Genomic DNA, 22,219 nt, shown 5'->3' on the forward strand with positions numbered 1-22,219 from the left:
TTAATGCACTTCCTTTCTTCGTTTGCTCCATTCCATAAGCAGCAGCAGACCCGCGGAGAATGCGGCCAGCACCAGCGCTATACCGCCCGCAGCCGTTACATTGAAGTTCTCGACGTCCTGATAGACCAGCGTAGTGGCAGTCTGGGTTTTGTTCATGATGTTCCCCGAAACCACCAGCACTGCCCCGAATTCACCCAGGGAACGCGCAACCGTTAGAATCACACCGTAGATCACAGCCCAGCGGATGGAGGGCCAGGTTACCTTCCAAAAGGTAGTCCAGCCATACGCACCAAGCGTTGAAGCTGCCTCCTCCTGCTGGGACCCGATCTCCTGAAGCACAGGCATAACCTCACGCACCATCAGAGGAAAGGTCACGAAGAGTGTGGCAATAACCATTCCCGGAAAAGCATACACAATCTTCATCCCGATTTGCTCAAATACAGCACCCAGCGCACTATCCGGCCCGAGCAGGAGCACAATCATCAGTCCGCCAATAACCGGAGATACGGCATAAGGCAGATCTACAATGCTGTTCAAAAGCCCTCTGACCCGTCTGCCCAGCCAGTTCGCCCTTACCAAATACAAGGCCATCATAATGCCAAACAGCGTATTGAGCAGCGTGACCACCACAACGACGAATCCTGTCATCATCAGCGCGTGCAGCGCCTCCGGCCGGGTCAAGGCATCCCAGAAGCCGCCGAAGCCTTCACTGAAGGCACCGATCGCCATTTTCCCGAGAGGTGCAGCAATCAGCAGGAAAAACACAAGATAAGTCAGTCCGATCCAAAGTCTCCTCATGCTCTTCTCCCCCGCATCTGCAGCATATTGATCAGCCATAGAATGAGAAAGGACAAGGTTAACAGGATGATGGATACTGCTGCGGCACCGACCGGATTGTCACTTTCAACTTCACCGAAAATAAACACGGAGGACACTAGTGTCCGTCCTGGAATATTACCCGCTACGAGCACGACAGCTCCAAATTCGGCAAGTGCGCGGGAGAATGCAAGCATGCCGCCACTAATCATCCCGGGGGCCATGGAAGGAAGAATAACCTGCCGGAATACCCGGCTGCGTGTAGCTCCCATCGTATAGGCCGCTTCCTCTTCAGAGGGGTCCAATTCTTCCAGCAGCGGCTGTACCGCACGGATCACAAATGGAAAAGTTACAAAGACCATGGCAATCACAATAGCCGGCTGGTGAAATACAATCTCAAATCCCAATGCTTCAGCCATTCCGCCAATCAGACTTCCCGGACCCAGCAGCAGCAGAATCATTAGCCCCCCAACCGCTGTCGGCAGCGCAAATGGCAAATCCACAAGACTGTTCAGCAGTGCCTTGCCGGGAAATTGATAGCGGATCAGCACCCAGGCAATCATCGTGCCGAGCAGAACATTAATAACTGTAGCAATAACGGCCAGTTTCAATGTCAACAGTACCGACTTCCAGGCAATCGGGTCGCTGACGCTCTCGGCAAAGTTTCCGAAGCCCAGAGAGAATGAGTTGTAATAGACACCGAGTATTGGCAGAACAATCAGTACAACAAAATAAAGAAGTATCGTCGTGCGGAATCCCCAGGTCCATCCCTTGTGTCTAAGCAGCGTATTCAAGAATAAGTCCCCCCACCTCCGGCTTACCGGTCGGTATACTCGCCTTTACAGCCATAATTATTCCTATTAATATACTTGGTTTAAAGTTATCACTACTTTACCAAATGCCCCTTGCCCCGTCAATTACTTTCATGCCGATTTGGGGTAAAATATAGTATATTGGCAACACAGAGAGGGGATAAGGTATGCTACACACTATGGAGATCAGTACCAGCAAACGGGATGAACTGCGGGACATCACCCGCGAAGTCATTTCCTATGTCAAAAAGAGCGGTGTACAGAATGGGATCATCGTCGTCTACTGCCCGCATACCACAGCCGGAATAGCCATTAATGAAAATGCCGACCCTAATGTCAAGCATGATGTGTTAATGAGGCTTGATGAGGTTTTCCCTTGGGAGCATCCCAAATATCGTCATGGAGAGGGTAATACGGCTTCCCATTTGAAATCCATCACCGCCGGCCCCTCACAAAGTATAATTATTCATGAAGGAGCACTGCTGCTGGGACGCTGGCAGGGCATTTATTTCTGTGAGTTCGACGGGCCCAGACGGCGGCAATGCCATTTTAAGATTATTGAGGGCTAAGACAGCCTTAACCGCCAATTCCACAAACACTTCCTTGCCTAACAAAAATAGCGGCTCCGCCTAGTCCCGGGGAGCCGCCTTTTATACACCTACACCTATGAGATCCGCCTTCGCGCTTTCACTATTGAAAGTAATAAAGTAATACCAATGCAACGCGCTAAATTGATAAGTGATAAAAAAACAAGCCCTACAAGCTGCGGCTTAATACCTTGACATGCATGATTGCAGCCTGCCTGACATCTTCGAAGGATACCTTATCCTGGATATAGTAAGAAATAAATCCGTGTGCAGACAAGAACAAGGTTAACGGGATGCTCTGCCAGTCTTCAGACACATACCCCTCTTCCTTCATATGAGAACGTACAATACCTGCGAATAACTCAAAACATCGGCCCTGTTCCGCACGACAATAAGCAAGCAGTTCTTCGTCACGGATCATGAACATAATTTCATACTGGTAAGGATGATCCAAGCCAAACCGGATAAATTCCAGAATCAGCTGTTCCACCCGGGTCATTCCCGTTTCAGGAGGAGTCTGCATGACTTGATTCAGCAATGTGGCTACATGATTGAAATCCTCGACGACGATGGCATAGAACAACTCAGCCTTTTCCTTGAAGTGATAATAGAGCGAACCATGGCTGTACCCCAAATGCTGGCCAATGCTGCGCATCGATATGGCCCGGTATCCCTTGGTAATAAATAAATGCCTCGCCGCTTCCAGGATTCTTTCCCTCGACAACTCCTGCTCGACTGCTCTTCTTGCCATATCTTATTCCCCTTCGCTGTAGTAAAGCCGCCGCCCTTCTGTAACCAGTGCTTGCCCCTGGGTAAGATCCGTTATCCATGCCATAAATGCGTCACCATCATCATTGCGTGGAAGACACAGCAGCGTAACCTTATCCGTAAATAAAGTTTCACCCGTCTGAATGCCTCTTCCTCTAAGCTCGTTCTCAACCTTGCCCAGCCAGGTATAGTCGATTTCAACAAATACCTCCCGCCTCAGCACACAGGTGATCACTTCTCCAGCTTCGAGTGCCAGCACAGCGCCGTCCGTATAGGCCCGGATTAATCCGCCTGCACCCAGCATAATGCCTCCGAAATAACGGGTAACCACAATTGCGACATTTTTAACGTTTTGGCTGCGAATTACTTCCAAAATCGGTTTACCGGCCGTTCCACTCGGTTCCCCGTCATCCGACTGTCTCTGGATCTCGTCCCGCTCACCAATCATATAAGCAGAGCAGTTATGTGTGGCATTCCAATGCTGCTTCTTGATATTCTCGATAAATTGAACCGCTTCTTCTTCGTTCTCTACCGGCATAACATGACCGATAAAACGTGACTTACGGATTACGACTTCCCGGGAACCGGGAGAGCGCACCGTCCGGTATTGTTCCAGCATCATTATTCCATTCCTAACATCTATATAATAACTTGATATATATTAGGAGCAGGCCATGGTATTGGATTACCTATGGACTGCTCCCGGGTGCTTACTGCTTGTATGAATAATCTGCGGTGTTCGGTGATACTATTCGGTAAGTCTGGCTTCGAGCTCTGCTTTTTCTTTCTCGTAGCCCGGCTTGCCGAGCAGCGCGAACATATTCTTCTTGTATGCTTCTACGCCCGGTTGGTCAAACGGATTAACGCCCAGCAGGTATCCGCTGATTCCGCACGCTTTTTCAAAGAAGTACACCAGGTACCCAAAGGTATAAGGCGTTTGATCCGGGATGGTCACGATCAGATTCGGCACTTGTCCGTCTGTGTGTGCCAGCATCGTACCCTGGAACGCTTTTTTGTTGACAAAATCCATGGTCTTCCCAGTCAGGAAGTTCAGACCGTCCAGATCATCCGGATCATTCTCAATCGACACATGATGCTGAACTTGTTCGACCTGAATTACTGTTTCAAAGATATTCCGGTTACCCTCTTGAATGAATTGGCCCATGGAATGCAGATCCGTGGAGAAATCAACGGAGGATGGATAAATCCCCTTGAAATCCTTGCCTTCGCTTTCGCCGTACAGCTGCTTCCACCATTCGGATACAAAGTGCAGGGAAGGTTCGTAGTTAACGAGAATTTCCGTTGTCTTGCCCTTGCGGTACAAAGCATTGCGGACTGCAGCATATTGATAGCTCTGGTTGGTAGCCACATCAGGATTGTTGAACTCATCGGCTGCGGCTGCGGCCCCTTGCATCATTTCTTCGATGTTGATTCCAGCCACTGCGATTGGCAGCAGACCTACTGGTGTGAGCACGGAATAACGTCCGCCTACATCGTCAGGAATAATGAACGACTCATAGCCTTCTTCATTCGCAAGCTTCTTGAGTGCGCCCTTCTCCTTGTCAGTAGTGGCGTAGATACGTTTGCGAGCTTCTTCTTTGCCGTATTTCTTCTCCAGCGCAGCGCGGAAAATGCGGAATGCGATTGCCGGCTCAGTAGTTGTTCCGGATTTGGAGATAACGTTCACGGAGAAGTCTTTGCCTTCTACGAGGTCAAGCAGGTGTGTGATGTATGTCGAGCTGATATTGTTCCCTGCAAAATAAACTTCCGGTGTTTTGCGTTTGTCTTTGGAAAGGTTGTTATAGAAGGAATGCGAGAGCGCTTCAATCGCTGCACGCGCACCCAGATAAGAACCGCCGATACCGATAACGATAAGCACATCGGAATCCCCTTGGATTTTCTTGGCAGCCTGTTGGATACGGGCGAACTCTTCCTTGTCATACGCTGTAGGCAGATCGATCCAGCCCAGGTAGTCGGAACCTGCTCCACTTTTGTTATGAAGCTGCTCATGGGCCAGCTTCACCGGGGCGGCAAAGTAGTCAATCTCATGCTGGCTAAAGAAGGAAAGGGCTTTGGTGTAGTCAAAATTAATCTTCTTGGACATCGGTATTGGTAACCTCCTGTATATCTCTTTAGATTTGACACCGTTTGGTACAACTTTATAATAGGATACTTTAATTTGCCTGTACTGGCAAGGTCTTAAGGCACATCCCGGGCTTTAGAACCATGTTTTTGAAAGTTTTGTGGAAGCGCTTGCCGCTAGAGCAAAGCACGGTTGTGTGGAACAAGCTCTGGGGGCGTGATAGAATATAACAAAGCATGCCATTACAAAGAGCGAAGGTGGAAACGGAATGAAACAGATCGGCTTTATCGGACTCGGAACAATGGGTGCACCCATGGCTTCCAACCTGCTGCGCAGCGGATTTGGGGTTACAGTGTACAACCGGACATCAAGCAAAAGCGAACCTCTCCGGGCAGAAGGCGCCCAGGTGGCTGCAACATCTCAAGAAGCCGCCAAAGGCAAGGATATTATTATTACCATGATCAGCAATGATGATTCTATCCGTGAAGTATTCTACGGCGCAAACGGTATCCTGGACGTGATCAAACCAGGCGCAACCGTAGTCGATTCCAGTACAATATCTCCTGGTTTGGCCCGTGAAATCGCTGCAGCCGTGGAGGAACGGGGTGGAAAGTTCCTGGATGCGCCAGTAACGGGCAGCAAACCCGCCGCCATTGAAGGCACACTGGTATTCATGGTTGGCGGCAGTGCTGATGTCATTGAAGAGCACCGGGATATCTTCGACTCCATGGGCAGACTGCTGCTGCATATGGGCGGTAACGGCAGCGGTGCAGTTGCGAAGCTGGCACATAACGCTATGGTCGGCATTCATAATGTCGCGCTCGCTGAAGGCTTCTCCATCGCGGTAAAATCGGGCGTTCCCGCTGACAAGTTCCTGGAACTGGTGAAGAACGGATCGGCCGGCAGCAAACAAGCTGAGCTGAAGGGCCAGAAGATCATCGATAATGATTTCAGCAACCAGTTCTCCCTTGCCCTGATGCTGAAGGATCTCAAGCTGGCTTCCTCACTCAGTGACTCTACAGGTGTGCCCTCACCTATGCTTGGCGTAGCCAAAAGCATGTTCCAGGCCGGGTTCAACCACGGCTTCGGGGACGAAGATCTGTCCGCAGTGGTCAAATCCTATGAAGAATGGATCGGCCAGAAGATCGGCGGCGGCGCAAGCAAGGAATAAGCAGTCTCTTCTCACATACTCAGGTTTTAATTTGGCGCAGCTGGAATTTCAGGCTGCGTCTTTTGATGGCTAAAATACCAAGGAGGAAATCAATATGCTGTTTATCCAGTTAGCTGATCCGTTAGACGCTCCTGCGTTAGCTAGAGTCCAAAAAACCACATTTGATCACGACGCCCAGCGGTTTCAGAACAAAGCTGAAGACGGACCACCGGGATATAGCTCCAGCTCCTGGCAAAGCGAGATGATGGAGAAGGGCTTATATTACAAGCTGCTTGCAGATGACTCTATCATCGGCGGAATGCTTGTATTCGCTTCACCGGATGAACGGGAATATCATCTCGGCCGTATCTTCATAGACCCGCTATATCAAAACCGGGGGTACGGGCAAGATGCATTCAACTTCCTGTTCAGCACTTTCCCCAATGCGCAGAAATGGACACTGGATACCCCTTCATGGGCGGTCAGAAACCAATATTTCTATGAAAAGCTGGGATTTGTGCAGATCGCAGAGGTTCCGCTCGAACCTAGTGGAGAAACACTGATTCAATATGAACGAACCCGGCAGCAGTAATGAATTTGATTGATATTACGGAGTAGTTACAGGTTCTAACTGTATTCCCCCGGATGTCTCCACTTCCGTAGCCGTATTTTGCCCAGTATCCTCTATGGGCCACTTGAGCTCTGCCTTACGCCCGTCAATCCACCAGGTTCCGCTTGGGGTGGAGGCCAGCAGCCAGGTTCCCCATCTTCCCGATACTTCGACAGTTTGCGGTGCGAGGCTAGTCACTTTAGGAGAGAAGGCATCCGGATATTTATAGGCAGGTGAACTTACTTTTAATTCAGCAGTTGCTTTGATCTCCTCGATGATCGTCAGCTTTCCCGGTGACGGATGGATCCATCCCTGTCCTTCATTGGCCTGAACCTGATACCAGTCTCCCTTCCGGGCCATCACATGAATTTTTTGCGGTTGCAGCTGGACACCGCCCGCCTGCGCTCCTATTGAAGAAAATAGCACTGTTCCCCCTACCAGACTCATAGATTGCTGAAGATACTGAATAGTCTGCTTCTTAAGCCATAAAGAATAGGATTGCGTTGCAGAATACAGCCCAACCTCTTTATTTTCAGACCAGATCCTGTTGAACTGATTTAACGGAACACTGCTCTCACCGGCATAATTTGCAATCTCAATAGTAAACCCGGGACGGCCATACTCTTGAATGAACCAATCCTTATACCCGCCGCCCGAAGGGTTCTTCTCCGGAGTCACCAGAGAGTAGCCTGTCAGGTTGCCAAGTGCCCGGGCCATCGTTTTGTCGCGGGTCAGATTGCTGTTCAAGGTATTGAAATGCCAGAATATGATTTCACCGGAGCTATGGTAGGAAATGGTAACCTCCGGATCAATCTTACGGGTAAAATCCATCATCATCTGCACTTCAGGTGCTTGCCCCGGCTTCTGCCCCTTATAATTCTGATACGAAGGATACTTGGCCGCATTCTTTATCGTATTCCAGCTTGCCGGATATTGGCGGTTAAGATCAATTCCCTGCATATTTGCTTTCCAGCGGGTAAAGTTCGTGCTGTTTCCGTTATATTGACGCAGTGTTTGGGCTAGACTTGCCGGCAACCCTGCTGTACCTTGTTGAGATAATGTAACTCCATCCGGATTTACCATCGGAACGATCCAAATGCTGACTTCATCCAGTAAACTGCGTACGTTGTAATCACCGATTTTACTATTACTGTTATAGGCCTCAGCATAAGTATCGATCATTTTCATCAACAGAGAACTTGTCATCCACTCTCTGGCATGATGAGAACCGTTAAGAAACAGCACGGATTCCCCTCTCCCTAACTTCACTGCAAACAATTGCCGCCCATATGCGGTTTGTCCCAGTGATTCATAAGATACGAGGTCGGGGTATTGCTTCACAACTCTCTCAATATCCCTTTGCATTACCGTATAGGAGTATACCTGATTGGGGTTCACAAGGTTTGCCGATGCCTGTGCTGGTCCGGTAGTAACGAACAAAGAGACTAGTAATATACAACTTAATAAAAATAGCGTAACCTTATGTATTTCCTTGCAAAACCCTGACTTTATCACATTTCCATCTCCCATTCTATCTGCTTGAGGCACTCTAGCCTCTCTCGTAGCTAGTGGAAGTATATGAAAATGTACCCATATCGTCAATATTAAGAATTAGTAGATTTATCTGCGTGAAACAAAAAAAGTGTCCCAGCAGCCGGAGCTGTCGGGACACTCTTCATTCCTTGGCTTGAATTACAAAACCGGGTAAGAACAGCAATAATCAGTTAATGCGAATACTTCCAGCGAAAACTTGGAGTTGCCGGGAACGTGGAAGGTGTCTGTGCCCTTGATATCTTTCCAAATGTCTGAGCCGGGAAGCAGCACTTTTAGATCGCCGGACAGAATTTCCATCGTCTCAGGGCCTTCGGTACCGAATTCATACACTCCAGGCAGCATGATGCCGAGCGTCACCTTGGTGCCGTCCTGCAAAGTAACTGTACGGCTGGTAACTTTTCCATCGTAATAAATATTAGCTGCTTTTTGAATTGTCGCGTTGGTGAACTGACTCATCTGCTTATTCTCCCCTTTGTCCTTAATCCGTCTATTATAGCAGGGCCTTCACGCGGCTGACTACATTTTCAACCGTAAAGCCATATTCTCTGATTACAGTATCGCCAGGTGCGGAAGCGCCAAACGTTGTTATGCCCAGGATATCTCCCTGGTCGCCGGTGTAACGTTCCCAGCCGAAGGTTTGCGCCATTTCGATAGCCAGCCGCGCTCTGACTTCAGGCAGGATAACGGAATCACGGTAGGCTTTATCTTGCTTCTCGAACAGATCCCAGCTCGGCAAACTGATGACACGGACATCGATGCCTTCTTCGGCAAGAGCAGCCTGTGCTTTCACTGCCAATTGAACCTCGGAGCCTGTTGCGATAATTTGTGCCTGCGGTGTACCGTTCTTGGAATCGGAAACCACGTATCCGCCGCGTTTGATGTTATCACGCACTCCGTCTACCGTGCCTTGCAGGATCGGCAGGTTTTGGCGGGTCAGCACCAGCGCTACCGGATTTGAAGTGTTTTCCATTGCATAGGCCCAAGCGGCAGAGGTTTCATTGCCGTCAGCCGGACGGATCACTGTAAGGCCCGGAATGATGCGCAGGGAAGCGAGCTGCTCGATAGGTTCATGCGTAGGACCGTCTTCACCAACAGCGATACTGTCATGCGTAAGCACATAAGTTACCGGAAGCTTCATAATCGAAGCCAGACGAACCGCCGGACGCAGGTAGTCGGTGAATACGAAGAACGTACCGCCGAATACTTTGAGACCACTATGCAGGGCAATCCCGTTCATCGCCGCAGCCATACCGAACTCGCGTACACCGAAATAAATATTACGGCCATCGTAGGAATCCGGAGTGAATTGGTCGAGACCGTTCAGATGAGTCATTGTCGAGCTTTCCAGGTCGGCAGAACCGCCCACCAACTGAGGAACTCCCGCAGTCAGTCCGTTCAGGGCATTACCGGAGGCAACACGGGTGGACACTGCTTTGTCTTCAGCTTTGTAGAATGGAAGATTCGCATCCCAGCCTTCAGGAAGTTCACCCTTCAGAGCCGTTTCGAACTGTGCTGCAAGCTCTGGGTATGCTTTTTTGTATTCCGCGAATTTCTCGTCCCATGCTTTGTTGGCTGCAATGCCTTTTTCCTTCACTTCAGCAAAACGGGCACGGACTTCATCAGGCACATAGAAGTTTTCTTCATATACCCATTTGTAGAAATCCTTCGTCAGCTTCGCTTCATCTGCTCCCAGCGGGGAACCGTGAGTACCGCCGTGGCCGCCTTTACCTTGTTTGTTCGGACTGCCGTAGCCGATAACCGTCTTCACTTCAATGAGTGTTGGCTTGCTGCTGTCGGCTTGTGCTTCACCAATAGCCTTGCCCAGTGCAGGAAGGTCGTTGCCGTCTTCCACACGCAGAACCTGCCAGCCATAAGCTTCAAAACGTTTGGCAACATTCTCGGAGAACGCAAGATTCAGCTTGCCGTCCAGCGAGATATCATTGGAATCGTACATGACAATCAGTTTGCCGAGCTTCAAATGGCCGGCAAGCGAAGCAGATTCGGAAGAGATCCCTTCCATCAAATCGCCGTCGCCGCAGATTGCGTACGTATAATGGTCAATTACATTGTGTTCGCCTTTATTATAGGTAGCGCCCAGCTGAGCCTCAGCCATTGCCATCCCTACTGCCATCCCGATACCCTGACCCAGCGGACCGGTAGTAGCATCAACACCTGCAGTATGACCGAATTCCGGATGTCCCGGTGTCAGGCTTCCCCATTGGCGGAATTGCTTCAATTCTTCCATCGGCAGATCATAGCCGCTCAGGTGCAGCAGGCTGTACAGCAGCATGGAACCGTGTCCGGCAGACAATACAAAGCGGTCACGGTTAACCCAGGTCGGGTGCTCCGGATTATGATTCATAGTCTTCGCAAACAGCTGATACCCCATTGGAGCTGAACCCATCGGCATTCCCGGGTGTCCGGAATTTGCTTTTTCAATCGCATCGATAGCAAGCGTGCGGATCGTCGTGATGGCCAGGTTGTCCACTGTGGAGTTTTCTTTTTTGTGGATGGCTTGTTCTTTTGCCTGTTCAGTCATGAAAATAATCCTCCTCGAATTCAAGAATGTCATTTTGACTATTATTGTATCACTAAAGTGGAAGCATTTCCAATTGTTTTTGCAAACTCTATGTTCGAACAGCTTATATTTTGCGGTTTCAGTCTAATCTATGCATCAATTTTCCAGTGTTTCACAACAGTTCACTCCCCCACAAGAGCAGTAAAAAACAGCCCGTACTTTGAAAAGAACAGGCTGCCAGAGCAAAAATAGAGTATGATAGATTCATAAATGAAAACGTTTTATTTTAGATATAACGGAGGAGCGATCCTCTTAAATGTTCTGCAATATACATAAGACCAGTCTACAACTTAGGCTTTGGTCCAGTACCGGAATTAGACTAAAGTTTGTTTTACAATGCTGGAATATACAGTAAGATGGAACTACTTAAGTGAGCGGTTATACCAAATTATTCATATTTTCAGCAGAAAGGAATCGCGAAAATGACTGCAAATCATAATATCTACGTTGTGCTTACCGGAACGGGCACTGCCTTTAGCGGGCTCATTAAATGGTTTACCAAAGCCGAGCTCAATCATGCTTCGATTGCCTTCGACTGTGAACTGCGAGAGGTGTACAGCTTCGGGCGAAAAAAAGCCTATAATCCCTTTGTCGCAGGACTGATCCGCGAGGACTTTATCCATCCCTTTTATAACAGTGCGGACTGTGCAATCTATCAGCTCAGAGTGAGCAAGGACGAATACGAAAAGATGTACAACCACGTGAAGGGCATGATGGAGCACCAGGACCGCTACAAATACCATTTGTTAGGCTTGATCGGTGTTCTGCTGAATGTAAAAATCAACCGGGAAGACGCTTATTTCTGCTCCCATTTTGTCGCCTCTGTGTTCGAAGAGTCTGCTGTTCATCCAGTAGCCAAGCCCTCCTGCTTCGTGACTCCCGAAGATTTCGCTGACTCTCTGTGCGCGCACAAAATCTTCAGCGGTAAGCTGTCCTACTATATGCACAGAACACACAGAATGACAGGCCATGCTTCCGGCGTACATCCTTCTTCAGGGTCCGCAGTTCCAGCTTCCGTCGCGGCAAGATTGATAAGGCTGCAGGATGAACGTGCGGAAGGGGTTGTCTGAACGCCCGCTCTCCGCACGCTGCTGCTTACAATGAATACCTCACATCGGTCAGGTTCACAATTCACAATTCACAATGCTAAGACTTGCTTATCCGCAACGTTCTATTTGACCCTATGGCTCTGAAAGTATTCTGTCCAGTCTCCCAGCACGGTAACGGTTACCGCATCTATTTTGGTGTTATACTCATTCTTTGCGGTGAAAGTAAACGTAACTGGACCGTCTGGCAGTTTTTCAAACATGGGATCGTATAATTCACCGCTCCATAACGTTTTCCCGCTGTCTGTAGGACTGAGCTGCACTGTATACCCCCCAGACATTACTACATTAATCGTATCTGGCAGCCCGGTTGCATTCGCTTGCAGCACAAAGCGTTCTCCCGCCCAATACACGCTATATCCCCGCGGACTCTCTGCACTCCCGCTTTTATTCAAATTATAGGATTGTCGGTTGGCATTCCACTCTGCCGTATGCTGCACCCCTCCCTTAACCGTAAGCAGGTTGACCATAAAGTATTTACGGGGAGACACGGTGCTCCAGTTGAAGCCGTCATAGACCTCTACCTCGGCAGCATACTTCTGATTCTCCGCCAAGGCGCTGGACGGTATTTGCCACTGTTCATCGCTTGATGCTTGTTCGCCGGACTGCACAGTGACCGCTCCGGTAGTCAGATTAATGATTCTTACCTTATAACGCTGCTGCTGATCTCCGTCTTCGTCACGATACTCCCATTTGATGATTGGAGTCAGCGTACTGACGATCGTTGGACTAGCCTGACTGGTGCTGGCCGGATATGTGATATCAGCTGTAGGGATACGGTTCACAACCGTAATGGTCTGAGTCAGTTCCCGGTACAGCCCCAAGGAATCCGTAACCCTCTGCCGAAGAGTAAAAGTACCGTTCGAACTAAATTGCTTGGTAAACGCACTCTGCGTACCCGCCAAGCTCTCCGCCCCACCTGATGGCTTCAGGAAATATTGATGCTTAATGCTATCACCTTTCGGTAAATCGGCGTCTGTAGCTGTACTTTTAATCTGGAGTACATCTGTCCGGTAGACAGGCACGGTAGTCGCGTCACGTCCGGTATCTGTGAACAGGGTAAAGCCCGGATGCGGCGGGTTGTCGATGATGAAAGCTTTTTCGTTGGAGCTTTCCGACCAGGAATTTTTAGAGTACGAACGGCCATACAAGTAATAATTCACAAAACGCTCGAACGTCATGTTAGGCGCTTGATACTGTCTAACACTTCCGTCGCTATCCGTATTCTCTACCGTTTTGGCCAGCAAATCATCTTTGGTGAAATAGAACTCCAGCCGGTATTTCTCCTGTGGGTCGTTCTCCGGATCACTGTAGTTCCATTTGATCAGCGGATCTCCCTGCAATTCGGCATCCAGTACCGTAGGATTTCCCGGAGTACCGGCTGGAGATGTTAATGTCATGGATGGCGCAAGGTTTGGCGCAACCGTGACCTTCAGATTTGCAATATTACTTTTATCTCCAATCTGATCCACCGCCCAATGGGTCAGTGTATAGACACCTGGATCATCGAACGTCAAAGTTACACTTTTAGTGGTTACTATCGATTCTTTTCCATCCACATCCGTCAATCTCCAATAATATTTCAGGCTGTTCAAATCTGAACTGTCTTCATCCGTAGCTCCAGAATTGTACGTTATCGTGCTGTACTGTGAAACCGCTGCTGGACCTATAATTTCGGCAGTCGGCACATGGTTAAGGATCTCAAACACCTGCGTTGCATAGCTTGTGTTCACACCATCGCTGACATTTAAGCGCATTTCCCAATTTGTTGAGACAGCAGTTTTATCCGATATCCCTTGCGAGTGAATTAGGTTCCGAATACTGACGGACTGATTTCGGTTGCTGCCGGCATAGTAGTAGCTCTTGTTGCTGTATTTCCCATACCATGTATAGCTCAGCGTATCTCCATCTGCGTCCGGGTCCGGTGTAAGATTATCCATGGTGACAATTGAATCACGGTACACCTGTGGCGGCATCTGGAACTTCGCTATTGGTGCATTATTCAGGACATAGGCATACTGCGAGTAATTATCAGACCATGCCCCGAGCGTATCCCGGACCCGTAATACCACTTGGTAGTTGCCTGTCCCATAATTAGTGAGGCTTGGTGGTATGGTTGGAGATCCATAATAGTGATATATCTGTGCTCCATTCTTGTAGATGGTCCATTCATGGGTATCAATTCCATTATTGTCTGGGTCATAGGATTTATCGGTGATCGTCGTACTGCCGCGATAGCTTGAAGTAATTGGGGTAATAATGAAGTTCGCAACGGGCGGCAGGTTCGAACCCGTTCCCAGCAGCTGCGTCTTCCAGTCACTCCACACTCCTATCCCTGAAGGCCCGTCCATATCTCGCACCCTTAACCGCATTTCATAAGCATCCCATGATGGCAACGAGGTAAGGATTCCGTCATTCCAGACCTCGTTCCCCACCTTTCGCCACTGCCATTGCCAGGTAATCAAGCCCTTATTGGAGGCTGTGGTATGATCGATATCATACGAGTTATCCACCACTTGAACTGTATTTCCAATTACCTTAGCAGAAAATAAAGCTGTGGGCTTACGGTGTATTAAAAACACTAAACTTGAATTGTTATCTCCACTCCACATCCGGAACTCATCAAAGGTATCATTCTTCGGATTATCCCTTACCTGGACGGTTGCATTGTACCAGCCTGGATAATTAAAAGCATTGTACATGGAGGATCGCCATAGGCCGGAGTCCGGTAAGGTCCCCTGGGAGTTGTCGAAAAAGCTGGGATCATGATCATACCTGAACCGCACCGAATGGAAGGGATCACTCTCATAATCCTCGTAAGAATAATTAATTTCAAACGGCGTTCCAACTAAATAATAAAACTTGTTCTTTAATTTATTTTTGACGATGAAGGACACTTGCCTTGAATCTTTGAAATTGTACTTGTCTACAACTGTGACGGTTGCTGTATAAGTACCTGGAGAAAGAGAATCGCCAACAGCATCGATGGGGACTGAAAAATATTGAGGAGACAAGGTATTCGCTACATTAATTTTCCTGTAGAAGATGTTTGGGACCTCTACAATGACACTTACCGTATCATTATCTGCGTCCTGTACATATCCTTGTACATTTAATGTGCTGCTGCCCGATTCATTATAGATAACGGCATTGTTTTGCGTAGTAATACTTATAATAGGTGCGCTGTTTTTTATCAAAGGAACCTTCACGCCAGAATAAACCCAGTAACTAGCGGAATAAGCATTGTACCAAAAGTCACCAAGATTCAAATTTATATTCAAATACTTGGGGACTGTAATATATTTCAGGGTGGATTTAAAGTCTCGGGCAGCCCACGAGTACGTTTTTTGAGAGTGGGGAAACCACGGACTACTATCCACCATGGACAAACCGTTTCCGGCAGAATCTAAAAAAGTTTGATCCGTTCGATTATACCACCATGGATAGTCTTTGCCGTCATACGTAAATGGATCTCCATTTTCGTTAATACCATCACCTTCAACTAAATGCTCATTACGCATTGGCAAACCATCTGTGTCGGGGTTGGGGACGTAAGCAAAATTCAGATCATATCCGTGAGCAGTCGTATATTTTCTCGTCGTTTCGATGCTAGCTGTCATTGCACTCATGTGATAAGAAAATTCACGTGTTACGGTATTGTATTTGATATTTGTGACATCATATGCACTCACATGTATGCTTGCATTCGAGTCTACACTGTAACAAATATTTCTATACAACCAATTGGGATTATCGGCGTATTGTTCACAATCGTTATCTCCAGTAAGATCCCGGGCTGGCTGGTGGTAGTCCATGTACTCTACAATGGAAGTATCTAATGCACTAGCTTTATTCCCATTCCCAATCCCACCTAAAACAGACGAAAGGATAAGAGTGATTACCACTAACACTCTAATATGAACTGATAAATGATTTTTCAAATGCTTCATGTCAATCAACTCCTACCAGGTCCAGTCTGTAACTGGTTTTCGATTGTATACTGTTATGATTTTTTCGGTGGTTGCCTGTGAATCCGTATTTGCCGTTCGACGATCTGCGGCAGTCACAAATTTATCAATCGTCGGTTGTCCAAATTCCTCAGTCAATGTTAACCGAAACTCGTATCTTCCTACCTCAGTCAAATAAAAAGTCACCCGGTCAAGGTTAGCATCGCTAATCACTACCCAATTTTCTTCGTTAAAGTTTCCGTCATTATCGCTGTCGTACCGGTACTGCCAAAAACGATGGGCTAAATAATCAAAATCCGGAGAAATGGATAAATCATCAAGCACTACTTTGGCCCTGTTCCCATCACTGGGATCTCTATAAGCTCCGGAAGGAATGGATATATACGGTATAGGTGCTTCGTCTGGTGAAATAGTTAGCGTCCTGGTAGCTGTAGCTCCATACCCTGCTGTATTTTCAACATACAGGCTGACCCGATATTTCCCTGGCGATTTGACTAGAAAATCCACATCGTCGATGCCGATCAAACTTCCGCTATATTTAATATCTGCATTGCTTCCGTTCCCCTCTAACCATTCAATTTTGAATTTCGTTTTTGCCGGGACAAGAGGAAAATCATCGGGTCCAACCCTTGTTTCATTATGCAGGGAAACCTTGCGGTTTTCCTTCAGCGTTCCACCAACAGTCAAATAGGGGGCTGGAACAGGAGCCACCACCTCTACATCTTGTGAGGTCGTACCTGTTAATCCGGAGTTGTCGGTTACCGTAAGGGTGATGGTCTGTGTTGTCCCAATCAGAGATAACGGATAGCTGGTATCACTGGATTTACCGTACAACGCCTCATTCGCATTCGGCTGCTCCCATTTATACGAAACAATAGTTCCGTCTTTATCGAATGAATTTGCACCAGAAACGATAAAGCTTTGACCACCTTTTACTTTGGTAGGCGCCGTAATTCGGGCGAATGGCGGATACAACTCACCCGGTCCTGAAGTAGGTGGTGGCGTAGTGGAGGGGCCCGGACCCGTGTACGTACTTGCATTAATGGTGAAGGTCTCGCTTAGAGAGGATACGCTGCCTCCTGCAGTGATAACCGGCTGTGCAAAGCGCACTGTTACAGTTAATGTGTAATTTTGTGTGAAATTCGGAACATTGGTCTTGGTTTTACTGATCAGAAAATCAAAACTCTGTTGGCTGGTGAAAACTTTCGCTTGATCTTTCTTGGTTTTTAAAGAAGCCTCGTTACCGGTTTCCTTTGCAAAAAATACCCATTCCTCGATGTTAGACGAATTTTGATAAGCCGAAAGCAATCCTTTAATGGATATTTTCACGGGAATATCGCTCCCGCTTGCTCTCGCCGGATTGGGGTTGGGGTCAATAAGCCCTACTTCGCCTGTTAGTGTAGGCTCAGTAGGGAGTTTGTAGTCGAAGGTTACTGTTCCGGCGTAGCTGTAAGATTTAACTTGGGCTTGGCCAGAGAAGTAGTATGGAACATTGGCATAATATAAGCGCCCTAATACCCATGGTCCTTTTTCGAAGCTGTCAGAGACTTTCTCTGCAACAAAATTATTGGAGGGAATTGTCTGTGACACAGAAAATTTGTTATTCTGTACTGTTGCTGAACCCGAACCATTAATCAAGGGAAGAGCTACAATTTGGATGCTGGATGGAATAACACTGCTGTAATCTATTTTGTTTGCCTCGTCCTTATACCAGGTAGCTGTACTAGGGACAACTGGATCCGCTTTGGTTGTAACAGTTCGTTTTGGGGGTTCTCCGGAAGGCGTCAGTGAATCCGTCGCGTTAACGTTGTAGCTGAAGTTAACCCCACGATTCTCGTCATAATCGTTAATTTGCCAACGTCGTCCGTCTGAATAACGCCATATAGAGTTTCCAGGGACAGTTAGAAAGTTCTCTGTAAAGCGACCATCTGTCCCTTTAACTGAAAATCTCTCCGCCTTCTCATTCCCCTTCAGATTGATTTTTATTTTTCCATTTTCGACACCGATGTTATCAATCACGGTGTTGTTTCCGGAATATTTCAATGTACTGGTCTTAATGGATGACGTTGTTAAACCGCTTGGAAGATCCAAGGAAAAGCTCTTAGCTGCATTGCCTGAACCCGTCAACCCTATGTTGACGGGAATAGCTACTGAGGTTGACTTTACATTCGGGTCTTGTGCTGAATAAGTTAACGATGGTACCAATAATGCTAAAAAGAGGGCCATGGAAAAACTGATAATCAAAGATTTTTTAATCAATTTTTCACCACATCCAAGTATGCCTTAGCACCTTTATTGCTCAGAGAAACATAAAACCATTTGAAATCCCCATCATAGCTGTAAGCTTGATAAGTTGATAACTTTTTACCTGGAGCAAGCTCCCAGCCCCATAGCGCTACTGTACTGTTCGTTTTTTCCGCCAATTTCTCTGGCATCCGTGTCCATGCTTCTTCGCCAAAATTAAATCTCCACTTACTGTTCAAGTCTTTAGAACTAAACTGGACAAGAGCTTTACTATTATTCACAATTGTAATTTTCGTCCAAATGAAATATTTTTGATCTTCAGTTCCAGTATATCCATACTTCTTAATCACCGCTTGGGCCATATCCGACTTTGTTTCATAAATCATGATCTTCTCCAACGTATAACTCAATCCACCAGCCGTCACAGTAACCGGCAACTCCACATCTTTTACAAGTCCATACTTCGCAAGATTATCCCTCATAATTGGCACGGCAGTAGCGGCAGCAACCGCGGGAGTCGTGCCCGCAGCATTCGAAACACTCCCCTGCCCCACCACTGCACCCGCCAACATCGCCGCTGCCAGAACTGATTTCATCATTGTTTTTTTCATTTTTGAATTCCCCCTTAATATTTTTGTGTGATTAATCATTCATCTTGTACTCCTGCACAGCAGGAACGATGATGGCCTCCTGAACTTTTGCCCGGGAGATCAGCACCGGATGGGCCGTCTCGATGACAGCGATCACGGACGGACCTTGTATGTATTTAGTGATGCCATAGTTGCTATCCTCGTAGAGAAAAGGAAAAGTAACTCCGCTGGATTGATCGACTATGTCGAACTTTACAATTTTCACTTGAGTTTGAAGCCTGCTGCCCGCCAGGGGGGACAGGCCGTCGTCCAGTCCCAGATTCGCTTGAAGGGATTGCCGGAATGTGGCAAAAGCTTCAGCCGGATCGATGATCAGACGGCCTTGTGCCCGTGCGGACTCATTAAGCTCCTGTGATGCGTCATGGACGGCTATGTTATTAGCATCCTTGAGCATGCTGCGCAGCATGTCCCATTCCTGATTCTGAATCTGAAAAAACCAGGAATAGACGAAGATCAGTAGAACAAACGCCAGCTTAATAATATAGTCCATAGATTAGGTTCATCCCTTAATCAGTCGAGATACTCACTCATGATAGAACCGTGCCCGTAATAACGTGTGGGCTGGGCCACTCCGGAAAAATTATACGGGAAAAGATTCATACGTGGTGCTGAGATATACACATCCATGCGGCGCTTGCGTTCCTGAACAGTTTCCGTGCTGCTTGTGATTTGAATCGAAGCCTCAGGAAATCCAACAGCCTTTAGATTCGCGATGACCTCACTTTTCATTGAAGCCGTGACCATCCCCTCCGTTGCCGCTTTTTGCGTAATATAGGAGGTATTGGCCTTGACCTGCAAATCGAGCAGATAATCAATGTAGGTGAAGATGGGCTGCAGGATAATGAACAAGACAAGCCACATGAATAATGCCCGGAGAACGGTAGCTTTCAATGCCTACGCCCCCTCTTAATACTGCTCGACTTGTTTGGTGTGTGTAATGATATCGTCCTGGCTGCTGCCGATAATGTTAGTTGCCGCTGCGATGAACATGCCTGCAATCACAAAGCCGATAGCCAGAAACATGGCAACTGAGATGGAGTCTTTTTTCATCGTGATTAGACCGAAGTGTGGAACTGGGTCTGGGCAAGTGTAGCCGATGGTCCGGACTCTACCGGTTGCACCATAGTGACACCTGGAATGGTTGGTCTGTTGTCGTCCGCAGAGTTAATGACATCCCGAACAACCGGAATCAAAATGGCAATTACGATGGCAACACACAGGAATCCGATAGCGATGAACAATCCAGTAGAAATGGCGTCTTTTTTCATTGTTAATATCTCCCTTTTCATTTTATATTTTTAAATGATTCTTGAATATAGAAAATTTCATACGATGCAATTCATCCACTCACTGAAACATCCCCACCCCATTGAAGTTGCCTTTGATTAGCAAAATGTACTGCATTGCCAGCGACACAATCATTAGGAAAGTGGCGATGGAGGGAATCACGTTGATGATGGTAGAGACGTCTCCGATGAAGGACCATTTTTTCAAATACTGATCACTGGAGATCTTGGTAATGATCTTGCCTTGCTCCCGCAAATAATTGGCTGCTTCCGTATCATCGTCCATCCCCTCCGTAGCCAGCAGAATGGAACGGATATCGTTGATAAAAGCGTGGTTGTCCGGGAATTTACCGCAGAACCATTCAATCGCCCGTTCGGTACCCTCATCAACAGCACGTTCGGACAGCTCATACAGATCCTGGCGAATGTAATTGAAATGTCCGGCTGTTCCGGCGCAAAAAGCTCCAAACTGCACGTAACCCCGTTTGCGCAGCCGATTGTTCTCATAGAGCCGGATGAAGGAGATCAACTCACCGTCTTTTTGAATGAGGGTCTTCTGATGAAGCCAGGCGAGCAGCCACCCCAGCGGAAGATATCTTAACGGACTGGTGATCAACAGAATCAGAACAGCAACAAGCAGATCATAGATAGAAAAAACCTCCGAACGCAGGAAATCTCCTGCCCCCTGAACCAACAAATAAATCAATGCGGCCGAATAGCGGAACAGTGTGATTTTGCCTGCAGAAAGGGTTAGACCGCTGTTATTCAACAGCAGCTGCAGCCGCTCGTTGTGCATCCGTTCTCCGATTATCTTCCACCTGGTACCCAGCCGAAGCAGATAACGTTCCTGTCTGGAACTGCTGCTCACAAACACCAGCAACGAAAGATATACAATTCCGAGTACAGCAATTAAAAGTAAGAGTCTGTCCATAATTCATTCATCACCTTAGTGGTAGTCCAGCTTTGGCCTGGCGAGTATGGTACTGATCATGAAAGAGATGAACAGTCCAGCAATAATAATCATCAAAAACGTCAAACCCACAGTGGTCTGAAACTGCAATTTGAAATAAACATCCGGCTTCAGCATGTAAATAAATGTTCCGACGGATGACACGAGAACCACCAGATTGCCGTACAGCCCGAGACTGATCGCGTCCCTGCTGCCCGCCTTCACTGTCAGGATCGTCTCCCGCTGCTGCTCCATGGAGCGGCTTAGCATCATAAGCGTGTTCTTCAGATAACGGGTGCCCTCTTTCTCGCAGTAGAGCAAATCCGAGACAAATTCCACGGCAAAGGTAGTTCCAATAGCCCCCGCAAACCGCTCGGCCTCACGGGTCAGCTCCCGCTCATTACTGTAGTTAGAGAAGACTGCTCCCAGTAGTCTAAGCGGGGTTTTCAGCACACTTTCTTCCGTTAAGAATTCAGCGGTTTTGGTTAAAATCGAGTCTACCGACAGGTGAGTGAATTTGGTAGCGATTTTGATCACATCTAGTAGATCGTAACTCCCGCGCACCTTGCGCTGAGCATAGAGGTATCGCGTCCGCAAATAAGGAATACTGGCTGCGATGACTGCAACAAAGAGCGGAAAGCGCCAAGTCCCCTGAACCGGAATCCGTTCATCGAAGCTGATGCCCTCCAAAAATGGATTACTGAAGTTCAAATGCCCCGGCAGTTCGCTTAGGGTCAGCATTCCCGAGAGAAACACGGCGCTGAACAGAAACAACGTGCGAATCAAAAAACGCGTAACACTAATCCCCGGCTCATACTTATGCTTAGCAAAATAGAGCAGATCGTCCAAATGCCGGTACAGCCACCTCCGCTTTTTATTGCTGCTGACCTTTTTACCAAAAAGACTGATCCGCAGGCTCATCCGCTGGTCGATCTTTTGTCCAAGCTGCCTTAAATGCCTCTCAATGAGCGGCTTCACCAGCAGCCACAGGCCACCGGCAATCAATAGATGAAAGACAACCTGAAGCACATAAAATAACAGCCCCATGAGCTCTCCCC

At 47.7% G+C, this 22,219-nt stretch carries 21 protein-coding genes; 4 read left to right on the forward strand and 17 right to left on the reverse strand.

The genetic code is table 11. The features are described 5' to 3' along the window. Window positions 1-798 (reverse strand): sulfate ABC transporter permease subunit, encoded by a 798-nt coding sequence (locus tag A3849_RS16670; RefSeq protein WP_074112423.1) that lies wholly within the window; start codon window positions 796-798, stop codon window positions 1-3. Then, on the reverse strand, window positions 795-1,610 hold the full coding sequence (gene cysT, locus A3849_RS16675) for a sulfate ABC transporter permease subunit CysT (RefSeq protein ID WP_074112424.1): 816 nt from the start codon (window positions 1,608-1,610) through the stop codon (window positions 795-797). The genes A3849_RS16670 and cysT overlap by 4 nt, the downstream gene beginning before the upstream one ends. Window positions 1,611-1,795: 185 nt before the next feature. Between cysT and A3849_RS16680 the strand changes: the two genes are divergently transcribed. Beyond that, the gene (locus A3849_RS16680; protein ID WP_074112425.1) at window positions 1,796-2,197 is read left to right on the forward strand and encodes a secondary thiamine-phosphate synthase enzyme YjbQ; all 402 of its coding nucleotides are present in this window, start codon (window positions 1,796-1,798) and stop codon (window positions 2,195-2,197) included. A 187-nt stretch (window positions 2,198-2,384) separates the two neighbouring features. Here the strand turns inward: A3849_RS16680 and A3849_RS16685 are convergent, their stop codons facing one another. The 3 genes from A3849_RS16685 to A3849_RS16695 form a co-directional block, all read right to left on the reverse strand. Next, window positions 2,385-2,966 (reverse strand): TetR/AcrR family transcriptional regulator, encoded by a 582-nt coding sequence (locus tag A3849_RS16685; protein ID WP_074101599.1) that lies wholly within the window; start codon window positions 2,964-2,966, stop codon window positions 2,385-2,387. A gap of 3 nt (window positions 2,967-2,969) precedes the next feature. Then, the gene (locus tag A3849_RS16690; RefSeq protein WP_074112485.1) at window positions 2,970-3,602 is read right to left on the reverse strand and encodes a YigZ family protein; all 633 of its coding nucleotides are present in this window, start codon (window positions 3,600-3,602) and stop codon (window positions 2,970-2,972) included. A gap of 129 nt (window positions 3,603-3,731) precedes the next feature. Beyond that, window positions 3,732-5,087 (reverse strand): glucose-6-phosphate isomerase, encoded by a 1,356-nt coding sequence (locus A3849_RS16695; RefSeq protein ID WP_074084892.1) that lies wholly within the window; start codon window positions 5,085-5,087, stop codon window positions 3,732-3,734. A 247-nt stretch (window positions 5,088-5,334) separates the two neighbouring features. Here A3849_RS16695 and A3849_RS16700 point away from each other — a divergent pair, with 247 nt between their 5' ends. Continuing rightward, window positions 5,335-6,237: an NAD(P)-dependent oxidoreductase gene (locus A3849_RS16700; RefSeq protein ID WP_074112426.1), complete on the forward strand. Its 903-nt coding sequence runs from the start codon at window positions 5,335-5,337 to the stop codon at window positions 6,235-6,237. Window positions 6,238-6,331: 94 nt separating this feature from the next. Then, window positions 6,332-6,808 carry a GNAT family N-acetyltransferase gene (locus A3849_RS16705; RefSeq protein ID WP_074112427.1) on the forward strand — a complete coding sequence of 159 codons (477 nt, stop codon included), beginning with the start codon at window positions 6,332-6,334 and terminating at the stop codon, window positions 6,806-6,808. A 15-nt stretch (window positions 6,809-6,823) separates the two neighbouring features. Here the strand turns inward: A3849_RS16705 and A3849_RS16710 are convergent, their stop codons facing one another. The 3 genes from A3849_RS16710 to tkt form a co-directional block, all read right to left on the reverse strand. After that, window positions 6,824-8,356, reverse strand: coding sequence for a M14 family metallopeptidase (locus A3849_RS16710; protein WP_083613541.1), 1,533 nt, complete (start codon window positions 8,354-8,356; stop codon window positions 6,824-6,826). 162 nt (window positions 8,357-8,518) lie between these two features. Next, window positions 8,519-8,836, reverse strand: a complete 318-nt coding sequence (ppnP, locus tag A3849_RS16715) for a pyrimidine/purine nucleoside phosphorylase (RefSeq protein WP_074112429.1) — start codon at window positions 8,834-8,836, stop codon at window positions 8,519-8,521. A 34-nt stretch (window positions 8,837-8,870) separates the two neighbouring features. After that, window positions 8,871-10,919, reverse strand: a complete 2,049-nt coding sequence (tkt, locus tag A3849_RS16720) for a transketolase (RefSeq protein ID WP_074112430.1) — start codon at window positions 10,917-10,919, stop codon at window positions 8,871-8,873. A gap of 461 nt (window positions 10,920-11,380) precedes the next feature. Between tkt and A3849_RS16725 the strand changes: the two genes are divergently transcribed. Beyond that, the gene (locus A3849_RS16725) at window positions 11,381-12,028 is read left to right on the forward strand and encodes a hypothetical protein (protein ID WP_178382720.1); all 648 of its coding nucleotides are present in this window, start codon (window positions 11,381-11,383) and stop codon (window positions 12,026-12,028) included. 101 nt (window positions 12,029-12,129) lie between these two features. Here the strand turns inward: A3849_RS16725 and A3849_RS16730 are convergent, their stop codons facing one another. The 9 genes from A3849_RS16730 to A3849_RS16765 form a co-directional block, all read right to left on the reverse strand. Then, window positions 12,130-15,261, reverse strand: coding sequence for a glycoside hydrolase family 78 protein (locus A3849_RS16730; protein ID WP_143191836.1), 3,132 nt, complete (start codon window positions 15,259-15,261; stop codon window positions 12,130-12,132). Window positions 15,262-16,026: 765 nt separating this feature from the next. Further along, on the reverse strand, window positions 16,027-18,291 hold the full coding sequence (locus A3849_RS16735) for a PKD domain-containing protein (RefSeq protein WP_074112432.1): 2,265 nt from the start codon (window positions 18,289-18,291) through the stop codon (window positions 16,027-16,029). Next, a complete protein-coding gene (locus A3849_RS16740; protein WP_143191837.1) occupies window positions 18,288-18,887 on the reverse strand; it encodes a hypothetical protein in 600 nt (199 codons plus the stop codon). The genes A3849_RS16735 and A3849_RS16740 overlap by 4 nt, the downstream gene beginning before the upstream one ends. Before the next feature lie 31 nt (window positions 18,888-18,918). After that, window positions 18,919-19,416, reverse strand: a complete 498-nt coding sequence (locus tag A3849_RS16745; RefSeq protein ID WP_074101605.1) for a hypothetical protein — start codon at window positions 19,414-19,416, stop codon at window positions 18,919-18,921. Between the two features lie 20 nt (window positions 19,417-19,436). Then, a complete protein-coding gene (locus tag A3849_RS16750) occupies window positions 19,437-19,817 on the reverse strand; it encodes a hypothetical protein (protein ID WP_074112434.1) in 381 nt (126 codons plus the stop codon). Between the two features lie 15 nt (window positions 19,818-19,832). Then, entirely contained in the window at window positions 19,833-19,976 is a 144-nt protein-coding gene (locus A3849_RS32955) for a hypothetical protein (protein WP_020428330.1), read from the reverse strand. Window positions 19,977-19,981: 5 nt separating this feature from the next. Continuing rightward, window positions 19,982-20,194 (reverse strand): hypothetical protein, encoded by a 213-nt coding sequence (locus A3849_RS16755; protein WP_074112435.1) that lies wholly within the window; start codon window positions 20,192-20,194, stop codon window positions 19,982-19,984. Window positions 20,195-20,273: 79 nt separating this feature from the next. After that, entirely contained in the window at window positions 20,274-21,143 is an 870-nt protein-coding gene (locus A3849_RS16760; RefSeq protein ID WP_074112436.1) for a hypothetical protein, read from the reverse strand. A 15-nt stretch (window positions 21,144-21,158) separates the two neighbouring features. Continuing rightward, window positions 21,159-22,208: a hypothetical protein gene (locus A3849_RS16765; protein ID WP_074112437.1), complete on the reverse strand. Its 1,050-nt coding sequence runs from the start codon at window positions 22,206-22,208 to the stop codon at window positions 21,159-21,161. Window positions 22,209-22,219 lie beyond the last annotated feature (11 nt).

Source organism: Paenibacillus sp. P46E (genome assembly GCF_001909095.1).
Classification (GTDB): Bacteria; Bacillota; Bacilli; order Paenibacillales; family Paenibacillaceae; genus Paenibacillus_AQ; species Paenibacillus_AQ helianthi.

Coding starts and splice junctions, on each gene's coding strand:
- A3849_RS16670 (WP_074112423.1), bottom strand. CDS start 798: ATGAGGAGACTTTGGATCGGACTGACTTATCTTGTGTTTTTCCTGCTG.
- A3849_RS16680 (WP_074112425.1), top strand. CDS start 1,796: ATGCTACACACTATGGAGATCAGTACCAGCAAACGGGATGAACTGCGG.
- A3849_RS16685 (WP_074101599.1), bottom strand. CDS start 2,966: ATGGCAAGAAGAGCAGTCGAGCAGGAGTTGTCGAGGGAAAGAATCCTG.
- A3849_RS16690 (WP_074112485.1), bottom strand. CDS start 3,602: ATGCTGGAACAATACCGGACGGTGCGCTCTCCCGGTTCCCGGGAAGTC.
- A3849_RS16695 (WP_074084892.1), bottom strand. CDS start 5,087: ATGTCCAAGAAGATTAATTTTGACTACACCAAAGCCCTTTCCTTCTTT.
- A3849_RS16700 (WP_074112426.1), top strand. CDS start 5,335: ATGAAACAGATCGGCTTTATCGGACTCGGAACAATGGGTGCACCCATG.
- A3849_RS16705 (WP_074112427.1), top strand. CDS start 6,332: ATGCTGTTTATCCAGTTAGCTGATCCGTTAGACGCTCCTGCGTTAGCT.
- A3849_RS16710 (WP_083613541.1), bottom strand. CDS start 8,356: ATGGGAGATGGAAATGTGATAAAGTCAGGGTTTTGCAAGGAAATACAT.
- ppnP (WP_074112429.1), bottom strand. CDS start 8,836: ATGAGTCAGTTCACCAACGCGACAATTCAAAAAGCAGCTAATATTTAT.
- tkt (WP_074112430.1), bottom strand. CDS start 10,919: ATGACTGAACAGGCAAAAGAACAAGCCATCCACAAAAAAGAAAACTCC.
- A3849_RS16725 (WP_178382720.1), top strand. CDS start 11,381: ATGACTGCAAATCATAATATCTACGTTGTGCTTACCGGAACGGGCACT.
- A3849_RS16740 (WP_143191837.1), bottom strand. CDS start 18,887: ATGAAAAAAACAATGATGAAATCAGTTCTGGCAGCGGCGATGTTGGCG.
- A3849_RS16745 (WP_074101605.1), bottom strand. CDS start 19,416: ATGGACTATATTATTAAGCTGGCGTTTGTTCTACTGATCTTCGTCTAT.
- A3849_RS32955 (WP_020428330.1), bottom strand. CDS start 19,976: ATGAAAAAAGACTCCATCTCAGTTGCCATGTTTCTGGCTATCGGCTTT.
- A3849_RS16755 (WP_074112435.1), bottom strand. CDS start 20,194: ATGAAAAAAGACGCCATTTCTACTGGATTGTTCATCGCTATCGGATTC.
- A3849_RS16760 (WP_074112436.1), bottom strand. CDS start 21,143: ATGGACAGACTCTTACTTTTAATTGCTGTACTCGGAATTGTATATCTT.
- A3849_RS16765 (WP_074112437.1), bottom strand. CDS start 22,208: ATGGGGCTGTTATTTTATGTGCTTCAGGTTGTCTTTCATCTATTGATT.